This window comes from Comamonas sediminis (assembly GCF_041107495.1).
In the GTDB taxonomy this organism is placed as follows: domain Bacteria; phylum Pseudomonadota; class Gammaproteobacteria; order Burkholderiales; family Burkholderiaceae_C; genus Comamonas; species Comamonas sediminis.
Window position 1 is genome coordinate 403,551 of record NZ_JBGBDC010000001.1, and the last position, 17,763, is coordinate 421,313.

A 17,763-nucleotide genomic window follows, 5' to 3' on the forward strand; every position below is an offset into this window, starting at 1 on the left:
TCATTCCAAGCTATTCAACGGCATCCCGATCTGTGGTGCCGTTTTCCATTGATCACACCATGAGCGACACCAACAGCCAACCGATTTCCCAACCAGGTCTCGATAGCCTGTCCAAGTCTTTTGAGCCTTCGGCCATCGAGGCCCAGTGGGGCCCGGAATGGGAAAAGCGCGGCTACGGCAACGCCGGCTATCGCGGCACCGGTGCGCCCAATGCAGAATCGGTGGCGGCACACCGGAACTTCTCGATCCAGCTGCCGCCCCCCAATGTGACCGGCACCTTGCACATGGGCCATGCGTTCAACCAGACGATCATGGATTCGCTGACCCGCTACCACCGCATGAAGGGCTACAACACGGCCTGGATTCCGGGCACCGACCACGCCGGTATCGCCACGCAGATCGTGGTGGAGCGCCAGCTGCAGGCCGCCGGCCAAAGCCGCTATGACCTGGGCCGCGAGAACTTTGTCGCCAAGGTCTGGGAGTGGAAGGAACAGTCGGGCAACACCATCACCACGCAGATGCGCCGCATGGGCGATACCGTGGACTGGAGCCGCGAGTACTTCACGATGGACGACAAGCTCTCCAAGGTGGTGACCGATACCTTCGTCAAGCTCTACCAGCAAGGCCTGATCTACCGAGGCAAACGCCTGGTGAACTGGGACCCGGTGCTGCAATCTGCAGTGTCCGACCTCGAAGTGGAAAACCAGGAAAAAGACGGTTCGCTGTGGCACATCGCCTACCCGCTGACCAGCGGTGAAGGCCAGCTGGTGGTGGCCACCACCCGCCCCGAGACCATGCTGGGCGACGTGGCCGTGATGGTGCATCCCGAAGACACGCGCTACCAGCACCTGATCGGCCAGACGGTGACCCTGCCGCTGGTGGGCCGCCAGATCCCGATCATTGCCGACGACTATGTGGACCGCGAGTTCGGCACCGGCGTGGTCAAGGTCACACCTGCGCATGACCAGAATGACTACCAGGTGGGCCAGCGCCACAAGCTGCCGATGATCGTGGTGCTGACCCTGGAGGCGAAGATCAACGACGAGGCGCCAGAAAAATACCGTGGCATGGACCGCTTTGTTGCGCGCAAGGCCATCGTAGCCGACCTGGAAGCCCAGGGCCTGCTGGTCGAGACCAAGAAGCACAAGCTGATGGTGCCCATCTGCGACCGTACCGGCCAGGTGATCGAGCCCATGCTGACCGACCAGTGGTTCATTGCGATGAGCAAGGTCAGCGACCAGGATCCCACAGGCAAGAGCATTGCACAAAAGGCCATCGATGCCGTGGCGTCAGGCCAGGTGCAGTTTGTGCCCGAGAACTGGGTCAACACCTACAACCAGTGGATGAACAACATCCAGGACTGGTGCATCTCGCGCCAGCTGTGGTGGGGCCACCAGATTCCCGCCTGGTACGACGAGGAAGGCAACATCTATGTCGCCAAGAGCGAAGCCGAAGCCCAGGCCCAGGCGCCGGGCAAGACGCTGCGCCGCGATGCGGACGTGCTCGACACTTGGTACTCCTCGGCCATGGTGCCGTTCAGCACGATGGGCTGGCCCGACCAGACGGACGCCGCCGATGACAACTACAACCTGTACCTGCCCTCGTCGGTGCTCGTGACCGGCTACGACATCATCTTCTTCTGGGTCGCCCGGATGATCATGATGACCACGCACTTCACCGGCCGCGTGCCGTTCACACATGTCTACATGCATGGCCTGGTGCGCGATGCGCAGGGCAAGAAGATGTCCAAGTCCGAAGGCAATGTGCTGGACCCTGTCGATCTGATTGACGGTATTGCACTGGAGCCACTGCTGGACAAGCGCACCGTGGGCCTGCGCAAGCCGGAGACCGCGCCGCAGGTGCGCAAGAACACGCAAAAGGAATTCCCCGAAGGCATTCCTGCCTATGGCGCCGATGCGCTGCGCTTTACCTTTGCCGCGCTGGCATCGCTGGGCCGCTCGATCAACTTTGACAGCAAGCGCTGCGAAGGCTACCGCAATTTCTGCAACAAGCTGTGGAACGCCTCGCGCTTTGTGCTGATGAACTGCGAAGGCCATGACTGCGGCCTGCTCGAGCACAGCAAGGACCAGTGCGCCGCTGGCGACTACCTGCAGTTCAGCCAGCCGGACCGCTGGATCGTCTCGCAGCTGCAAAAGGCCGAGGCCGACGTGGCCAAGGGCTTTGCCGAGTTCCGCCTGGACAACGTGGCCAACACGATCTATGACTTCGTCTGGAACGAGTTCTGCGACTGGTACCTGGAAATCGCCAAGGTAAAGATCCAGACTGGCAACGAAGCCCAGCAACGCGGCACGCGCCGTACCCTGATCCGCACCCTGGAAACCATTCTGCGCCTGGCCCACCCGATCATCCCGTTCGTGACCGAGGCACTGTGGCAAAAGGTCGCCCCGGTGGCCGGCCGCGAAGGCGCATCGATTGCGATTGCCGCCTATCCGCAAGCCCAGCCTGAAAAGATCGACAACGAGGCCATTGCCTATGTGGAGCGCATCAAGCAGATGGTGGATGCCTGCCGTGCGCTGCGCGGTGAAATGGCTGTCTCGCCTGCCCAGCGTCTGCCTTTGCTGACGGTGGCCGGCACTGCCGATGGCGCTGCCTTCCTGCGCGCCAACGCCGATGTGCTCAAGAACCTGGCCAAGCTGAGCGAAGTCAAGGTGTTTGACGACGAGGCCACCTGGGCGGCAGAAGCCCAGCATGCACCGGTATCGGTGGTGGGCGATGCACGCCTGGCACTGTTTGTCGAAGTGGATGTAGAAGCCGAGAAGCTGCGCCTGGGCAAGGAGATCAAGCGCCTGGAAGGCGAGATCACCAAGGCCAACGCCAAGCTGTCCAACGAGGCTTTCTGCGCCAAGGCACCGGCTGCCGTGCTGGACCAGGAGAAAAAGCGGGTGGCAGACTTTGGCGCTTCGCTGGGCAAGCTGCAAGAGCAGCTCCAGCGCCTGGGCTGAAACGGCCGGGGCCGTGCAAAAATCAGCACATAATGCCCCTTGGCCCTGCACACAAAGGCGCAGCTTGCTGCGCCTTTGTCACATCCAAGTCCTGGAACCCAAGTATTTATGACTACACCGACCCGTGTCCGCAAAGCAGTTTTCCCAGTCGCTGGCCTGGGCACCCGTTTTTTGCCAGCCACCAAGGCATCTCCCAAGGAGATGCTGCCCGTGGTGGACAAGCCACTGATCCAGTACGCGGTGGAAGAGGCCTACGAGGCCGGTATACGGGACATGATCTTTGTCACCGGGCGTAGCAAGCGCGCGATCGAAGACCATTTCGACACCGCCTACGAGCTGGAAAACGAGTTGGAAAACGCCGGCAAGCAGGCCATGCTGGACCTGGTGCGCAGCGTCAGCCCCGATGACATGAACTGCCTGTTTGTGCGCCAGCCGCGTTCCCTGGGCCTGGGCCATGCGGTGCTGTGCGCCGAGCCGCTGGTGGGCAACGAGCCTTTTGCCGTGCTGCTGGCCGATGACCTGATGACTGGCGCGCCAGGCGGCCCGGGCGTGATGGCCCAGATGACGGCGGCGTTCTCCAAACAAGGCCGCTCGCTGCTGGCCGTGCAAGAGGTGCCGCTGGAACATACCAAGCGATACGGCATCGTCAAGGGCGAGCCTGCCGGCGGCCCGCTGATGCGCATTGACGAGATCGTCGAAAAGCCCGCTCCGGAAAAAGCCCCGTCGCGCATGGGCGTGGCCGGGCGCTATGTGCTGACCCCCGGCATCTTCGACGAGATCCGCAACCAGCCCAAGGGAGTGGGTGGCGAGATCCAGTTGACCGACGCCATCGAGCGCCTGATGCACAGCGAGACGGTGTATGCCTATCGCTACAGCGGCAAACGCTATGACTGCGGCAGCAAGGAAGGCTTCCTGCAGGCGACCGTGGAGCTGGCGCTGCAGCACCCTGATGTGGGCGATGATTTCCGGGCCTTTCTGAAAGAGCTGCAGATTTGAGTCTGCGCGGAACCTCACGCACTAAAAAAGGCCTGCTGATGCAGGCCTTTGTTTGGCAATAGGCGAGCGCCAGGCTAGCGGCGGCGCAGAATATGGATGAACTCCTCACCCACGGTCTGCTGCTCCACCAGCTCATTGCCGGTCTGCTTGGCAAAGGCCTGGAAATCCCGGATCGAGCCGGTATCGGTCGCCACCACCTTGAGCAGTTGTCCGCTCTGCATCGTGGCCAAGGCTTTCTTGGCCTTCAAAATCGGCAGCGGGCAGTTCAGCCCGCGCGTGTCCACTTCCTGGTCAATATCCATCGTGCTCATTCGTTGTTGATCGCCAGACTCAGTCCAGGCGGGGTGCCACCACAAAGCGGGCATCCTCTTCCCAGTAGTTCACCGGCCATTTGGCGGGATCGGGATCCGGGTTGGGGTTGTTGGGGCGGAAGGCGCCAAAGCGCACCGGCTCGCCCTTGCTCTTGACCCACTCAGCCATCGCATAGCCGGTGCCAGACGGCCAGCACAGCACGTCCTGCGCGGTCTTCCACTGGTACTCCACGAGTTCGGGCGACAGGCGCACGTCCTCCGGCCGACCTGCCACGCGCACATGGTAGGCAATCAGCACCTGGTTCATGCGCAAAAACTCCCAGCAGCCAATCAGGCGCAGGGCCTTGGTCTGCAAACCGGTTTCCTCGAGCACCTCCCGCGCAATGCCGGCCTCGGGCGATTCACCCGCCTCCATAAAGCCGGTGATCAGGCCAAACATGCCCGGCTGCCACATGGCGTTGCGCGCCAGCAGCACCTGGCCCTGGTCATTCTCGACGACGGCAGCCAGTACCGGCGTGGGGTTGCCCCAGTGGGTCCAGCCGCAAGCGGGGCAGCGCAGCCGGCTGACCTCTCCGCTGTCCTCGGTCATCACTTTCCATTGCAGCGCCGTGGCGCAGTTCACGCAAAATTTCGTTTCGTATTGCATAAGGCTTTCGTGCCGGCACTCGCCGATCGGCGTGCGCGTTAGGCGGGAAATACGCCAGTGGACAGATAACGGTCCCCCCGGTCGCAGACGACGAACACAATGGTAGCGTTGCGTTCACGGCGCGCAATTTCCTGAGCGACATGGCAGGCGCCTGCGGCGGAAATGCCGGCAAAGATGCCTTCTTCGCAGGCGAGGCTGCGGGCCATGTCCTCGGCATCGTTCTGGGTCACGTACACCATCTCATCGAGCGCGCTGGGGTCATAGATCTTGGGGAGGTACTCTTCAGGCCACTTGCGGATACCCGGGATGCGCGAGCCCTCGGTCGGCTGGGCACCGATGATGCGCACCGCCGGGTTCTTTTCCTTCAGGTAGCGGGACACACCGGTGATCGTGCCAGTCGTGCCCATCGCACTGACGAAATGGGTGATCTGGCCACCGGTCTGCTCCCAGATCTCGGGGCCGGTGGTCTCATAATGGGCGCGCGGGTTGTCCGGATTGGCGAACTGGTCCAGCACAATGCCCTTGCCTTCGGCCACCATCTTGTCGGCCAGATCGCGCGCATATTCCATACCGCCACTTTTGGGCGTCAGGATCAACTGCGCGCCATAGGCCTTCATCGTCTGTGCACGCTCGATGGACAGGTCCTCGGGCATGATCAGCACCATGCGGTAGCCCTTGATGGCGGCAGCCATCGCCAATGCAATACCGGTGTTGCCCGAGGTGGCCTCGATCAAGGTATCACCAGGCTTGATCTCGCCACGCTCCTGGGCGCGCTGGATCATCGACACCGCCGGCCGGTCCTTGACCGAACCGGCCGGGTTGTTGCCCTCGAGCTTGCCCAGCACCACATTGCCATTGGCCTCGTTGTAGTCAGCACCAATGCGCTGCAGGGCCACCAGGGGGGTCTTGCCGATCGCATCTTCAATCGTTGGGTATTTCTTGGAGCTCATTATTTGTGCCATAATTGCGAGCTGCGATACAGACACAGCCCGGGTGGTGAAATTGGTAGACGCAGGGGACTCAAAATCCCCCGCCGCAAGGCGTGCCGGTTCGATTCCGGCCCCGGGCACCACACTCAAAGCCGTTAAGTTTAAACAACTTAGCGGCTTTTTCTTTGTCTGGTGTGGAGTGCTGCATGGCTAGGCGTTCGCGGTTGAAACAGGTTGCGCTTGTATAAAAACTATAGCAGCCGACATTCTAACCAGAGGGCAAGCCCCTTGTTACGTTGGTGTTGGGGTGCGGACAGCCACAGCCTTGACACGGCACCAACGGAACCCGCTCTTCCCCCTCCGAATCAGTCGGGTCATCGATCTTTGCGCCCCTTCAACGCAAAAAAGAGCCTCCCCGGCAGCCGATGGCGCCAGAGAGGCTCTTTGCATGGGGGATCAAGGGGCAGCGCAGGCTTTGTCGGTATCGTCGCCTCCCAGCCGGCGCTCTGTATTGACCTGGCTGCACAGTGCAGCTACTTCTGCATCACGTCGCCTAAGATGGCCTCCGAGTTCTGCGACCACGCCGAGGCCTTGTGCAAGCTGTCGGTCGAGGGCTGCCGCTTTATCTGCAAGATCGCTGCGGGCAGCGGCGTCGGCCTGGGCTTGCGCACGATAAGTGGCGGCTCGGCTGTCGGTGTCGCGGTGCAGGCGCTCAGCGCGGGCAAGCTCAGCGCGCACATCCACATCAATGCCAGTCTTGAAGGCTGCCAGCTGGTCGGCGTTGTAAATCGTATCTTGGGCATGTTTGCGCTCCAGTTGGACGGTATGGGCCTCGTCTTTGCGTGCAGCCTCGGCCCGCGCCGCCAGCGCTCGCATATGGTCTGCACGCAGCTCGGCAACGCGGGCGCTTGTCTGCCAGCCTTTGGCGATCCAGCCCGTCGAAAAGGCCAGCGCGGCCATGATGGCCGCCAGCACCAGCTTGATCTGCAAGGTCATAAGCCCTCCTCGCAGATCTCGCCGTTGGCATTGCCGCGGCTTTGCAGGCCAGGCAGCACTACCGACACCCCATGGACCGTGCCGCGGTTCCAGCGCAGGTTTTCTCGGCAGGCACCGGCCACATCACCGGCATTGGCCTTGCGCAGCAAGGTTGATCCCGCCAACGCGGCCTCGCCCTTGTTGTGGATGAAGTCGATAAACACCGCTTGCTGCAGCACCGTGTACCGGTCCCAAAAACGAAAAAGCCGCTTTGCAGCGGCTTCTGATGCCAGGTAGCGGTTTTTTTCCAGTCCATAGCAGTCCACCGGTGAGTAATAGCGCCCGGCCACCACATCGGGCCCGGTGAGGCCATTGCAGACCGTCAGCGGCGCCCCCTTGCCCAGCCGGTCCACATAGGGCTTGCCGATATGGCGGTAACTGCTTTCGTAAAAACTGCCCATGACCAGAGCAATCTTGATGGCATCCGAGGTGCCCGTGTCGGCCGCAACGGCCTGGATATAGGGGTTTTGCGCAGCCATCGTGTGGGCGGCTACTGGGTCGCGCTCAGCCACCACATAGCCGCCACCACCGGCCAGCAGCACACCCAAGGCCATCAAGCCGGTGCGCAGCGCATGGGGCACCCGGCTCATGGCTCCATCCTTGGTGTGTCACTCAGGTGCTGGAAGTCGTCGAGGGTCATGGTCACCAAGGGCTTGCGCGGCGCCAGCCACCCCCAGCGCTCGAAAGCCGGGCGCCAGAGCTTTTTCCAAAACCACTCGCAGATCAACAGCGAGGTATAGAGCGCCGCCACGATTGAGGCGATCGCGCCCCAGGGTATTGCATTGACCCAGTGCCAGGTCTGGGCACTGGTGTTGACAGTGGCGGCCTGAACCAGCTTGTCCGCCATGTCCGTTTGTGCTGCGGTGGCCAACGTGACCGCACTGGTCGCCTTGGCCATCGGCATGCTGATGTCTGTGCTTTGCATCAGGCCTCCTAGAAATAAAAAGACCCGCCGAAGCGGGTCATGGGTTGTGCAGCCAGGTCAGACGCGCTTTGCCGCGCGGTCAATGGCTGCGATCAAGCGGGCCGTCAGTCGGTCCGTCGCGTTCTGGCTTCGATGGATATGGTCGTCCTGCAGGTCCCCTTCGCCTTGGTACTCCTCGTCCCAATCAGCATGGATGACACCCTGCGATTCCGCGACATCGCGCATCACTTGCTGAAAGGCCAGAAGATTGGCATCTTGCCCAGGGTCGTAGTAGCCACTGGGGATGGGCACAAGGCCGGTGAACACCGGGACGGCGCCCGCACTGCGAATGACCGCCAGCGCATCCAGCAGTTGCTGCCGGTAGGCCTCCGGCGATAAATAACCGTAAGAGTCATTCAGGCCCAGACCAAGCACTATCACCTGTGCCTGGTGCAGGGCATCTTTGAATGCGGGCTGCGGACCTGCGGGATACATGTCGGGCGGTGCACCAGGAAACGGCTCCTGGTAGCCCTGCATGAAGTCCGCCATCCGCAGACCACAGGCATTGCGATCCGTCAGTGTCCATCGAGGACGCTGCGCATGCATCTGCATAGCTGGCGTGCTGTCACAACCCCAGCCAAACAGAATGCTGTCCCCGTTCAGCTCAACTGACAAGGGACAGCAACGTACGCAAAATTTGCGCAGGAGTTTGCAGAGTAGTTCTTTGAAATTCATGAATATCGCCTACAAGGATGGTGTGTTGTACAAGCATGGGACGCAGAGCTGCTAAGGCGTGGCACTACAGACATTTAATCTCCACCTCTACAACGCCGATATCACAGTTACAGCGCTCCTCAGATCCGTACTAAATTCCTATTCCGTCCACACGACCATGCAATAGCCGGATCCGCCTGCCCCCCCTGGCAGAGATACCCCAATAATGCTGCCGCCTCCACCACCTCCGCCACCCGAGTTCGCACGGCCACTGGTGGCTGCGGTCGCGGGACTTGGGTATCCACCATTACCGCCACCAGCAGTACCAAACCCCGCCCAACCTGCACTCGTACCACCACCGCCTCCTCCACCAGCACGGCCATTGATCCCGCCTCCGCCGTGATTCCGACCGGCCGCGTTTTGATGCCCCATGCCTCCTGGACACCCGAAAAGACCAGCGCCAACAGAATTACCATTCCCGTCTAAAGCCCCTCCTCCAGCACTGGAGGCACCACCGCCACCACCACCAGAACCAATGCCAGATTGCGCTCCGTACCCGCTACCCCCACCACTACCACCAGCAAGGCCAGGCCTATTGCCGTAACTACCGCCGCTGCCGCCGCCTCCACCAATAGCATTAAGTAATGACCCAAATGAGGAATTTCCTCCATTTGAACCATTTGCCCCCTCTGCCGCCCCTCCAGCGCCACCACCACCAATAGTCACCGCGACATTCCCTGCCACGGTCACCAACTCCTCACTGTGCTGCCCGGCACCGCCACCGCCGCCGGCATTGCCAGCACCACCACCACCACCGCCACCAATCAGCAAAACAAGACATTGCCCACCACTGGCAAGTAGCTTTGTACTCGGCACAAACGTGCCGTTCGCTGTAAATCGCTGATACCGCAGCTTGCCGCCGCCACTCATCATGCTCGAAAGATTCTGCATAGGTAATCCTCTTATGAAATCGACAACACCCAAGCACCTGGTGCGGTGCAAGAAGCAATAATTCGGTGCGCAGAATCGGAGTCGAACAACACGTTATCTGCCACGCCGTTGATGGTGTGCGCCGCGTTCGCACGGCTCAAAGTAAATAGGCTCGCGGCCCAGCCACCGGTGCTGTTGAGCACAATCTGATTTCCCGCGACACCTACGGGTAACGAGCGGCTATATGCGGAACCTGCGGAGAGGGCATACTCCGATCCCACTAGCAGTGGCTGCCCATTGTCTGCAGCTGTGGAGACACGTTGGATCAAGGCCTCCTGAAGACCCACCACAACACCATTGCGCCCGTTAACCGATGCAACGGGACCTGCCTTGATGGCATCCAATGCCTCTCTCACATCATTGACGGCTTCATCTACAGCAACACGGCTGGCATGGGCGTTGCTGGCTGACTGGCTCGCCGCCATGGCGGAGTCCTGCGCCTCCAGCGCTTTGGATTGCGCCCATTGGGAATTGGCATGCACTTGGTCCAGGGCGATGTTAAACGCCACCCGCTGCGGCTCATAAGAAGCCGCCAGCGCAAAGGCCTTGGTGCTGAAGCTGACACGGTCATCCGTGGGCTGTGGCGCAGGGGGATAGGCGGGAATGGGGGTTGGAACGACTAAAGGCATCACACCTCCTCAAGTTGAATTGCAAACATCGAGTAGTCGTGGTACTCGATCGCGACGGACCAATCCTTGGCGATCCCAAACACGTTCAAGGCCTCAATGTCTTGAGAGCCGAGAAACAGGATGGGCTTGGCCCGGTTTTTGGTCATATAGTTCTTGATGGCCATGATTTCCGTGCGCCGGATGGGCACGGACATATCTGCCCATCCGATGTAGGTGCGCTCAACCAGCACGCGGTTGCCGAACTCATCGAGCTCCTTGCGGGAAAAGTCCTGGATGCCCACCGAGGCACCGATCTCGACACCCAGGCCCCACTCCTTGGCATTGCCCAGAATGAGGTTGCCGACCTCCATGCCGGTCGTACCGACGAAGTCCACCAGCACATCCGCTTGCGGGAATGCCGGCAGCCCGGTAAAAAGCCCCAGCACACCTGTTGGCGTCCACTCGCCAAAGTGCCATTCCCACCAATCGGCGGTCTCTGGCGCAAGGCCGACCGTGAGCGCCTTGTCATAGACAGTGCCGTAAGACGGGTCCAACACACGCACCCGCACGGAATGCACATCGGCCATGCCTATGGCACACACCGCATCCACCGCGCGTCCAAATCGGAACCGGTAGGATGCCGTCGCATTGAACTTGGAGCTCTGCGACGTGCGCCCATTAAAAAGGGCCCACGTATTGGTGGGCCCGACCTTGATCCAGAGCGTTGGGTTGTCCGGCGGCGGAATGCTGTCGTTGACATCGGCACCGGCCTGGTAGACGAGGTGCTGGTAGCGCACCCTGGCCCCTCTGGGCCAGGCCCCCGCCACCCAGACAGCCGCCGTGTCCTCCACAGGCGGCTGCGCAACGATCACGCCATCGCTGATCTCCAGCGGGCTGACGGTTCTCAATCCTGTCATGCGTTTTCCTCCTGTTTTCGCGTTGCCGGCATTCCATCGGCGTCCCACATGCGCAGCGTCTTGTTGAGTTGCTGCACCGCAGGCACGACCACTGTCGCCTCGGCCTTGCGGTTGGCGTCATGGTTGTCCAGCGACAAGCGCAGGGCCCGCACTTCCGCCACCAGCACCGGGTTGTCACTCGATGCCTGCAGCGCGCTCAGCAAAGCGGTGTTGCCACTCGCCTGAACCACTCGCCCGGCAGTGGCAGCGCCCACCTCTGCGGTTTTCACATCGCCGATATCGACGCCGTATTTATGGGCGAGGAAGTTTCTCGTGTCCGCCAGCGATGCCAGCCAGGCTGACTGCTTGAGCAAGACATCGGCCTGGGACGTTGCACTGGCTTTTGCAAGCGCTTCCAGTGCCTGGATGATCGAGGGCAGCTCGTCAGCCGCGTCCTGATTGCCAGATCGGGCCTGGGCCGTCTTGATGGCAAAAAGAGACTCGTAGTAAGCCGCTCCCTGGTCCGGGCCAGAGCCCAGCAACTGCCCGCGCAGCCGCTTCATTTCATTGGCCATGGCGTCAATGGTTTTAGACCACTGGTCAGCCAGCTTCTTGGCAGCATCAGCCGCGGAGTTAGCAGCCTTGGCGGATGAGTCGTATGAGCTGCCCAGATTGGACACGCCGCCCTGGTAGCTGCGCATCTTGGGAACGCTCACGCCAATCGAGTTGCCCAACGATTTGACCGTGACCTTGAGCTTCTCCATGCCCTCCACGAACTCGGTGCTGGTCAGCAACGTGTTCAACGCCTGGATCGCCGCATTGGCATTGGAAATCATGTTGTCTATGGCTGCACCACTTACCGCATCCGCCACATTGGCTCCAGTAAGTGCCGCAGTCAGCATCGGCGTGATCATCCCATCGATCATGGACGACAGAATGGTGTTGATCGCCTGTTCGTACACGGCCTGTTCAAAGCCTGCCGAGATTTGGTTGGCCAACCAGCTGCCGGCTTCTGCACCCCGTCCCTCGTTGATCTCATTGATGAATCCATCAACCAGGCCGTCCATGGACAGCCCCAACGTCGACAGCGTCTCCTCACGGATCTGCTGAATCTCTTGCAGCTTCGCGGCAAGCGCGTTAGTTCCGTCTTCCAAGCTGGCAGTGACGGCATCAACCCCATTGGCAAAGTCATCCGCAAACTGCAACAGCCAGGCGAGCAGCTCCTCGTCCCTGTCAGCGATGGCTTTGTCTACCAGGGCGCGGTATTTCTTCTTCGCATCGACATCGCCGACACGCAGATCCAGCCCGCGCTCTTCCATACCTTCATTGGCCACCTTGCTCGCACGGCTACGCTTCTCGTCATCGCTGTAATACAGATCGTAATAAGTGCTTGCGGCCTGTGTCAGCGCATCCATGCTGCCGACTGCATCCACCAGCTTGCTGGCCCAGTCACCTGCCGAAAGCGAGCCTTCGAGCAATGTGGAGCCAAACAGCTCAAAGATCTGATTGACACCCACCAGGCTGGAGGACATGCGGGTCAAGGCATCCACGGCCTTCTCACCTGTGCGCACATACTCGCTCATCACGAAGATCTGCTCAGTGACCGTCTCCGTCACCTGGCGGCCGACACGAGCCCATTGCTCGGTGTCACTGTCGCCAGCAACTTGCACGTTGTCCCATACCATGCGGGTCACTTCGCGCGTCTGCTCCTGCCAGCTGCCGAGCACACTGCGTGCCAGCTCCTCATTGGCTTGCGCGAGCGCCTGCTGGATCTTGGCCGATGCTTCCTCCTGCGACAAGCCCGTCAACTGCAAGCCCTTGCCACCCGTATCCGGATGGATCTCATCGAGCCCCAGCGCCACCTTCATGGCACGGATGGCGTCTCCATTCAGGCCCAGGGTATCGGCCTTTTTGGCCGTATCCTCCCGCATGTCCTTGAAGGCATCCTGCAGTACCTTGATGGGGCCTTTGGAGCCTTCAATCGCCGTGCCATAGTTCTCCTGGAGCATCTCGACGCGCGAATACAGCTGCTGCAGCTGGCGCTCACGGTAGCCATTTTCCTTGGCCTCCGGGTTCGCCGCGATCTGGCCTTGAAGCGTTTCGATCTGCGCATTGGCCTTCTCAATCTCCTTCTCCGCCGCCAGATACCGGTACTTCGGCCCCCCAAACAAGCTGCCGCTCTCGCGCATCAGTTGGTAGCCATACATGTCTCCGCCGAGCTCGCCCATCAGGCCGCTGCCGACCTGCTTTTCTTCTTTAAACATGCCGCCTAGGTAAGCCGCGATGATTGGGATGCTCATCACCCAACCGCCGCCGGAAAACCAACTGCCCACCCCAGATCCGCCAGCTCCCGCGGCCTCCGAGCTTGTAGCCAGAAATCCAAGAGGGTCACCGCCGGCCATACCTATTGCGTTTGCTGAGTTGATGGTATGTGCCGAAAAAGTCGAAGTACTACCCCAGCCAAGCATGCTGCCTACATAGCGAGAAGTCTGCCCCAGCAATCCTTCCCCGGTATAGAGGCTATAAGCATTTGACCCGCCGCTCAGCAAGCTCATGGCGCCATCGCCTGAACCACCAAGGCCCGAGCTTCCACCAAACAAGCCAGAAAGCCACCCCACTCCGCTAGTAATCATCCCGGTGATATTCGCGCCAATGTTCATCACAAACTTCTGCGCGAATGCCTTGTACAAAGCATCCGAAATCGAAGTCAGTACCGTCGTCTTCAAAGACTTGCCCAAGTTCTTCAAACCCTGAGCACCGTTATTGAGAAAGTCGGCGAATCCCTGGCGGACGACATCTCCATACTTGCTCGCTTGCTGCGTAACGTATTGGTCCTGAATGCGCGCCAGCTCAGTCTGTAGCTTCGTCTCTGCAGTGAGTCGCGCCTGGGCGATCAAATCAGCTTCTTTGGTCGCGTTCTTTTCGCTGTTGGAATCGTAAGAACTCTTTTTGATCTGTTCAATCTCTCGCGCCAGCTGCAGCTCTGCCTTGCGCACAGCCAGCAACTTCTGGCGCTGGGTTTCTTCCACGCCCAGCAGCGACATGCTGTACTGCTGCAGTTCATATTCCTCTTTGGCGGCTTTCAACTGCTCTGCATACTTGCTGCTGGCCTCAATGTACGCACCTTCTTTCAGCGATTGCACATAGCGCTCATGCTGCTCGGCAATCTTGGCCAAACCTTCGCTGACCTCAGGTCTCCAGGGCACCCCGCTGGCATTGTTGGCTTCGGACCGGGCTTTCTCCATCGCCATTTCGGCAATGGCTATCTTGGACTTTCCAAAGTTGGCGTTGGCAGCTTCCTGTTTGTCTGCCATATCGCCAATCGCACTTGCTGACTTTTTCAGGTCGTCGATATATTTGAGATAGCTCTTTCTAGCTTCTTCCTGAGCCTGGATTTGCTTTTCCAGCTCAATCCGACCTTGTTGGGTTGTTTGGTAGCGCTGGGCTTCAACCAGTTGTCCCTGTAGATTGGCTTTGGTGCGCTGATCGGTTGCTTCACTGATTTCCGTTTCCAGCTTCTTGACGAGCCGGTCCGATTCCGTCCTGCGGTCTGTCGCAGTGCCTCGCTCCTTGAGGCGATCAATCAAATCTTCTTCGGCCGCGATCCTCAACCTGATGCCGGAAATGGCGCTGTCCTGATCGCTCCCACCTGATTCGCGCCTGACATTGTTTGCCGAAGGGTTACCTGCAGAAGGCACTTGCCTGGGCATGAGCTTTGGTGTCTGCACGTTGACCGAGGGAAGCTCAACCGTGGGAGGCTGCATGGACGCTGTGATGCGTTGCATATTCGCAAGGTCAGCACGCATCGCGTCATAGTATTTCTGAGCTTCCTCTCTCCAGCGCTTGTTGCCAGGCTCAGCTTCTGCCAAGTCCTTGGCCTCCTCATACTTCTTCTTGTTCCATTCCAGGTTGGTACTGGCAGTCTTGTGTGAGGTCTCCTTGCGGCTGAGCGAGGCGGCATTGGCCAGCTGCCCAAGCGCGCTGATACCTTTGACGGCAAGCTCCACGACTTCAGCAATCGCGCCAATTACCGACTGAAAGCCTGCGCGCGTCGCTTCGGAAGACAAGGTTTCGTTCAATGACTCAATGCTCTCGCGCATCCCTTGCAGGCTGCCGCTGTCACCCGTCATTGCAGTCGCAAAGCTGTTCTGCAGCGCCTCCAAGGCACCACCCAGCGTATCCCTTGCAGCAACCGCCGCACCACCATACGAGGTTTGCAGCGCATCCAGGATAACGGCCTGCGCCGCACCGACCTGGCCGGTTGCTTCCAACTGCGCAACCATCTCCTTTTGCTGGTCGGTGAATTGCACCCCTTTGTCCGCCAGCGCTTTGAGCCCTTCGGAAGGGGAATTCAACGCCTGCCCGATGGTCTCCGCAGAGCTGGTCACCGATGTGCCCATGCGCGACGACATATCCACCACGGCCTGCATGGCCTGCGGGAACTGTTGCCCCACGACATTGGAGTAAGTCAGCAGCTGCGTTTGTGCCTGGGTGATCTCCCCCGACGAGAACACGCTCGACTTCGACAGCGATGCGGCCATGCCGTTGAGCCGCTCCTGCGACCAACCCGCAGCCTCGCCGGTGGACTTCAACATGGCGGAGAGCTGGGCCTGCTGCTTCTCGGCGTTGATGGTTTCCGTAATGAACTTGCCAAAGAACGCGGGCGCCCCTTGTGCCAGGAGTCCGAACACCACCTTGGTGGACTCCGCCCAGCGCTTGGCAGCGCCGTTCGCGTTTTCTTGCTCTTTCTGCACCGTCGCCAGATCCCGGGTGTAGGAGGTGAGGGCAACCTGGCTCGTCTGCTGCACCTGAACAAAGGTTTCGGAGAAGCGCTGGGTATCCCGGATCCCCACCTGGATCACCGATGACTGGCTCTGAAACGCCGAGGTCATCATCTCGAACGATTGTGCGGAATTTCTGGAGCCGGCCTCGACCGAACTCCAGAAGCCCTGAATGCTGTTGATGGCCTCATGGACACCCAACTGGAGGTCCGAGAGGTCAACACCAATCTTGATATTTTTTTCTAGATCAGCCATAGCAGCACCAATAGAAATGGCCCGCCGAGGCGAGCTTAGAAAAAGGAAAGCCCACCGAAGTGGGCTATTTCTGGCGGGATCGATCCAGTGCTTCCCTGCGCGCCTGCAATGCTTCGAGCGCGCCGCGCTCCAGCAGGCCCACTTCGCGCAGCACCTGGTTGCGTTTGCGCTTGTTGATGCCCTCGGCATCCAGCCAGCGGTAGATCACGTTGTAGTCCAGGGCATAGATACCGCCCATGCCTGCTCGCCACTGGCTGGCGTTGTCGATGAAGCAGCGGTAGGCCAGCTCGTGGTCGGGGTAGCACACCAGGGGCTCGCGTTCCTTGATCATCTCGGCAGGAAAGCCCATGGCCACCAGTTGTTGGGGACTGGACCGTTCGCCAAACAGCGCCCGGCCCAGCTCCATCAGTTTTTTGTCTTAGCGCCCGAATGAGCCTGGAAGAAGCCAGTCACGATCGCACCGAAGGCGAACGCATGGGTCACAAAGAACTGCGTGATGTTCTCGACGCTGAACTCATCGGTGAATTCCCAGGCAGACACGATTTTCATCACCAGCTTGGCCTGGTCGGTGCGCATGTCCTTCTCTTGCTCATCGCTGAGAGGGGCCTCGGCCGTCGCCTTGTACTTGTCCTGCAAGGCGGTGAACTCGGCGGACAGCGCCTTCATCGCTTCGGTGTCATGGAAGCGGAAGGTCAGGCCCAGAGGCTGCGGGCCCTTGCCGGCGACGGGCACATCGGCAGTGCCTTTGAAAGTGGGAGTGGGTGCAAACGATGCGAGAGACTTCGCCATGATGGATATCCTTCTTCTGAAACAAAAAAGCCCGTGCAGGTGCTACCTGCCGGGCATGGAAAACCCGCCTTGGGTCAACCAAGGCGGGCGTGGCGACCTTTACTTGTAGGTCTTGATGGGGCGCAGCATGGACAGGGTCAGCTTGCCGGTGGTCACGGCGTTGGAGGCCACCACAGGGGTCTCCTGCACGCTGATGTAGCCGTAGGCGTAGCTGATCGAGCCACCGTTGGGCAGGGCCATGCGAATCGCCACCAGCCGGTTGGCACGCGATGCCTGGACAGCGGCCTTGTAGCCTGGCAGGGTGGGATCCCAGCCAAAGGTCAGCTCCCAGCTCATCGCCGAGCGGGTCGTCGGGATCTTGATGCCGTACTTTTGCGACAAGGGCGCGAATTCCGCGTACTGCTGCTCACCGCCGGTAGGGCTGATTTCGCTGACCTGCTGCAGTTCGGTCCAGCCAGTGATGGGGCGGACCGTGCCGGCGCTCGAACCGCTGGGGAACTGGATCAGGTCGGTGGTGTCCTCGTCTTCCAACGTGATGGCACCCGTGGTAGCCGAGCCAACCCGCAGGATGGAGTCGTTCATGTCTTCCCAGCCTGTATTGAGCAGGAAGGGGTCTTTGGCGCTCAGGCCATGGGCTGCCGCTGCGATCACGGGAGGTGCCGCATTGGAGATCGTGGTCACGGAGACGGGAGCGCCAAAACCGGTCGAGATTGCAAAACGGGTGCCGGTCGATACTTCATAAGCCATGGTTGGGCCTTTCAAAAAAAGAAAATCCGCCTGGGTTGAGCCAAGGCGGATCGGTTTCGCCCTCGTCGGGCACAAAAAAACCGCCTCTCGGCGGAATGCAACGGTTGAAAAATTCACAGCTGCTGGCGGCGTAGTGCACGCCGGCAGTCTGTGCTCTCTCCTCAAGGGCTGCAGGGCCGGAGCTCCAGCGGCATGGGTA

The 17,763-nt window shown here is 60.3% G+C and carries 16 protein-coding genes and 1 tRNA gene; 3 read left to right on the forward strand and 14 right to left on the reverse strand.

What is annotated here, in order from left to right; all coding sequences use genetic code 11:
• The first annotated feature begins 59 nt into the window (after positions 1-59).
• Together AB7A72_RS01730 and galU are read left to right on the forward strand one after the other, a co-directional pair.
• Positions 60-2,963 carry a valine--tRNA ligase gene (locus AB7A72_RS01730; protein ID WP_369458838.1) on the forward strand — a complete coding sequence of 968 codons (2,904 nt, stop codon included), beginning with the start codon at positions 60-62 and terminating at the stop codon, positions 2,961-2,963.
• Between the two features lie 108 nt (positions 2,964-3,071).
• Positions 3,072-3,959, forward strand: a complete 888-nt coding sequence (gene galU / locus AB7A72_RS01735; RefSeq protein WP_230771474.1) for a UTP--glucose-1-phosphate uridylyltransferase GalU — start codon at positions 3,072-3,074, stop codon at positions 3,957-3,959.
• A gap of 74 nt (positions 3,960-4,033) precedes the next feature.
• Here the strand turns inward: galU and AB7A72_RS01740 are convergent, their stop codons facing one another.
• Genes AB7A72_RS01740 through cysM form a run of 3 tightly spaced genes read right to left on the reverse strand, consistent with a single transcriptional unit; the run spans position 4,034 to position 5,866 of the window.
• Positions 4,034-4,261 carry a sulfurtransferase TusA family protein gene (locus tag AB7A72_RS01740; protein WP_027010629.1) on the reverse strand — a complete coding sequence of 76 codons (228 nt, stop codon included), beginning with the start codon at positions 4,259-4,261 and terminating at the stop codon, positions 4,034-4,036.
• Between the two features lie 28 nt (positions 4,262-4,289).
• A complete protein-coding gene (locus tag AB7A72_RS01745) occupies positions 4,290-4,916 on the reverse strand; it encodes an NUDIX hydrolase (protein ID WP_239811350.1) in 627 nt (208 codons plus the stop codon).
• Positions 4,917-4,954: 38 nt separating this feature from the next.
• Positions 4,955-5,866 (reverse strand): cysteine synthase CysM, encoded by a 912-nt coding sequence (gene cysM, locus AB7A72_RS01750; protein ID WP_369458839.1) that lies wholly within the window; start codon positions 5,864-5,866, stop codon positions 4,955-4,957.
• Between the two features lie 37 nt (positions 5,867-5,903).
• On the opposite strand from cysM, the gene AB7A72_RS01755 reads away from it, so the two are divergent.
• Positions 5,904-5,988, forward strand: a tRNA-Leu gene (locus AB7A72_RS01755).
• A gap of 313 nt (positions 5,989-6,301) precedes the next feature.
• On the opposite strand, the gene AB7A72_RS01760 is transcribed toward AB7A72_RS01755, so the two are convergent.
• The 11 genes from AB7A72_RS01760 to AB7A72_RS01810 form a co-directional block, all read right to left on the reverse strand.
• Positions 6,302-6,835 (reverse strand): hypothetical protein, encoded by a 534-nt coding sequence (locus tag AB7A72_RS01760; RefSeq protein WP_369458840.1) that lies wholly within the window; start codon positions 6,833-6,835, stop codon positions 6,302-6,304.
• 2 nt (positions 6,836-6,837) lie between these two features.
• On the reverse strand, positions 6,838-7,470 hold the full coding sequence (locus tag AB7A72_RS01765) for a lysozyme (RefSeq protein WP_312834317.1): 633 nt from the start codon (positions 7,468-7,470) through the stop codon (positions 6,838-6,840).
• Positions 7,467-7,805, reverse strand: coding sequence for a hypothetical protein (locus AB7A72_RS01770; protein ID WP_239811346.1), 339 nt, complete (start codon positions 7,803-7,805; stop codon positions 7,467-7,469). The genes AB7A72_RS01765 and AB7A72_RS01770 overlap by 4 nt, the downstream gene beginning before the upstream one ends.
• 57 nt (positions 7,806-7,862) lie before the next feature.
• Positions 7,863-8,519, reverse strand: coding sequence for a GDSL-type esterase/lipase family protein (locus AB7A72_RS01775; RefSeq protein WP_369458841.1), 657 nt, complete (start codon positions 8,517-8,519; stop codon positions 7,863-7,865).
• Between the two features lie 138 nt (positions 8,520-8,657).
• Positions 8,658-9,449: a glycine-rich domain-containing protein gene (locus tag AB7A72_RS01780; RefSeq protein WP_369458842.1), complete on the reverse strand. Its 792-nt coding sequence runs from the start codon at positions 9,447-9,449 to the stop codon at positions 8,658-8,660.
• Positions 9,450-9,460: 11 nt separating this feature from the next.
• Positions 9,461-10,117, reverse strand: coding sequence for a hypothetical protein (locus AB7A72_RS01785; RefSeq protein ID WP_369458843.1), 657 nt, complete (start codon positions 10,115-10,117; stop codon positions 9,461-9,463).
• A complete protein-coding gene (locus AB7A72_RS01790) occupies positions 10,117-11,013 on the reverse strand; it encodes a hypothetical protein (protein WP_369458844.1) in 897 nt (298 codons plus the stop codon). The genes AB7A72_RS01785 and AB7A72_RS01790 overlap by 1 nt, the downstream gene beginning before the upstream one ends.
• The gene (locus tag AB7A72_RS01795) at positions 11,010-16,028 is read right to left on the reverse strand and encodes a phage tail length tape measure family protein (RefSeq protein WP_369458845.1); all 5,019 of its coding nucleotides are present in this window, start codon (positions 16,026-16,028) and stop codon (positions 11,010-11,012) included. Before AB7A72_RS01795 ends, AB7A72_RS01790 begins: the two co-directional genes overlap by 4 nt.
• 64 nt (positions 16,029-16,092) lie before the next feature.
• Positions 16,093-16,434 carry a DUF1799 domain-containing protein gene (locus AB7A72_RS01800; RefSeq protein ID WP_369458846.1) on the reverse strand — a complete coding sequence of 114 codons (342 nt, stop codon included), beginning with the start codon at positions 16,432-16,434 and terminating at the stop codon, positions 16,093-16,095.
• Positions 16,434-16,817: a phage tail assembly chaperone gene (locus AB7A72_RS01805; protein ID WP_239811340.1), complete on the reverse strand. Its 384-nt coding sequence runs from the start codon at positions 16,815-16,817 to the stop codon at positions 16,434-16,436. Before AB7A72_RS01805 ends, AB7A72_RS01800 begins: the two co-directional genes overlap by 1 nt.
• 99 nt (positions 16,818-16,916) lie before the next feature.
• Positions 16,917-17,564 (reverse strand): phage tail protein, encoded by a 648-nt coding sequence (locus AB7A72_RS01810; protein ID WP_239811339.1) that lies wholly within the window; start codon positions 17,562-17,564, stop codon positions 16,917-16,919.
• Positions 17,565-17,763 lie beyond the last annotated feature (199 nt).

What these genes read in the sequence shown, in the direction of transcription:
- AB7A72_RS01730 (WP_369458838.1), top strand. Translation starts at nt 60, where the DNA reads ATGAGCGACACCAACAGCCAACCGATTTCCCAACCAGGTCTCGATAGC.
- galU (WP_230771474.1), top strand. Translation starts at nt 3,072, where the DNA reads ATGACTACACCGACCCGTGTCCGCAAAGCAGTTTTCCCAGTCGCTGGC.
- AB7A72_RS01740 (WP_027010629.1), bottom strand. Translation starts at nt 4,261, where the DNA reads ATGGATATTGACCAGGAAGTGGACACGCGCGGGCTGAACTGCCCGCTG.
- AB7A72_RS01745 (WP_239811350.1), bottom strand. Translation starts at nt 4,916, where the DNA reads ATGCAATACGAAACGAAATTTTGCGTGAACTGCGCCACGGCGCTGCAA.
- cysM (WP_369458839.1), bottom strand. Translation starts at nt 5,866, where the DNA reads ATGAGCTCCAAGAAATACCCAACGATTGAAGATGCGATCGGCAAGACC.
- AB7A72_RS01765 (WP_312834317.1), bottom strand. Translation starts at nt 7,470, where the DNA reads ATGAGCCGGGTGCCCCATGCGCTGCGCACCGGCTTGATGGCCTTGGGT.
- AB7A72_RS01770 (WP_239811346.1), bottom strand. Translation starts at nt 7,805, where the DNA reads ATGCAAAGCACAGACATCAGCATGCCGATGGCCAAGGCGACCAGTGCG.
- AB7A72_RS01775 (WP_369458841.1), bottom strand. Translation starts at nt 8,519, where the DNA reads ATGAATTTCAAAGAACTACTCTGCAAACTCCTGCGCAAATTTTGCGTA.
- AB7A72_RS01780 (WP_369458842.1), bottom strand. Translation starts at nt 9,449, where the DNA reads ATGCAGAATCTTTCGAGCATGATGAGTGGCGGCGGCAAGCTGCGGTAT.
- AB7A72_RS01785 (WP_369458843.1), bottom strand. Translation starts at nt 10,117, where the DNA reads ATGCCTTTAGTCGTTCCAACCCCCATTCCCGCCTATCCCCCTGCGCCA.
- AB7A72_RS01790 (WP_369458844.1), bottom strand. Translation starts at nt 11,013, where the DNA reads ATGACAGGATTGAGAACCGTCAGCCCGCTGGAGATCAGCGATGGCGTG.
- AB7A72_RS01795 (WP_369458845.1), bottom strand. Translation starts at nt 16,028, where the DNA reads ATGGCTGATCTAGAAAAAAATATCAAGATTGGTGTTGACCTCTCGGAC.
- AB7A72_RS01800 (WP_369458846.1), bottom strand. Translation starts at nt 16,434, where the DNA reads ATGGAGCTGGGCCGGGCGCTGTTTGGCGAACGGTCCAGTCCCCAACAA.
- AB7A72_RS01805 (WP_239811340.1), bottom strand. Translation starts at nt 16,817, where the DNA reads ATGGCGAAGTCTCTCGCATCGTTTGCACCCACTCCCACTTTCAAAGGC.
- AB7A72_RS01810 (WP_239811339.1), bottom strand. Translation starts at nt 17,564, where the DNA reads ATGGCTTATGAAGTATCGACCGGCACCCGTTTTGCAATCTCGACCGGT.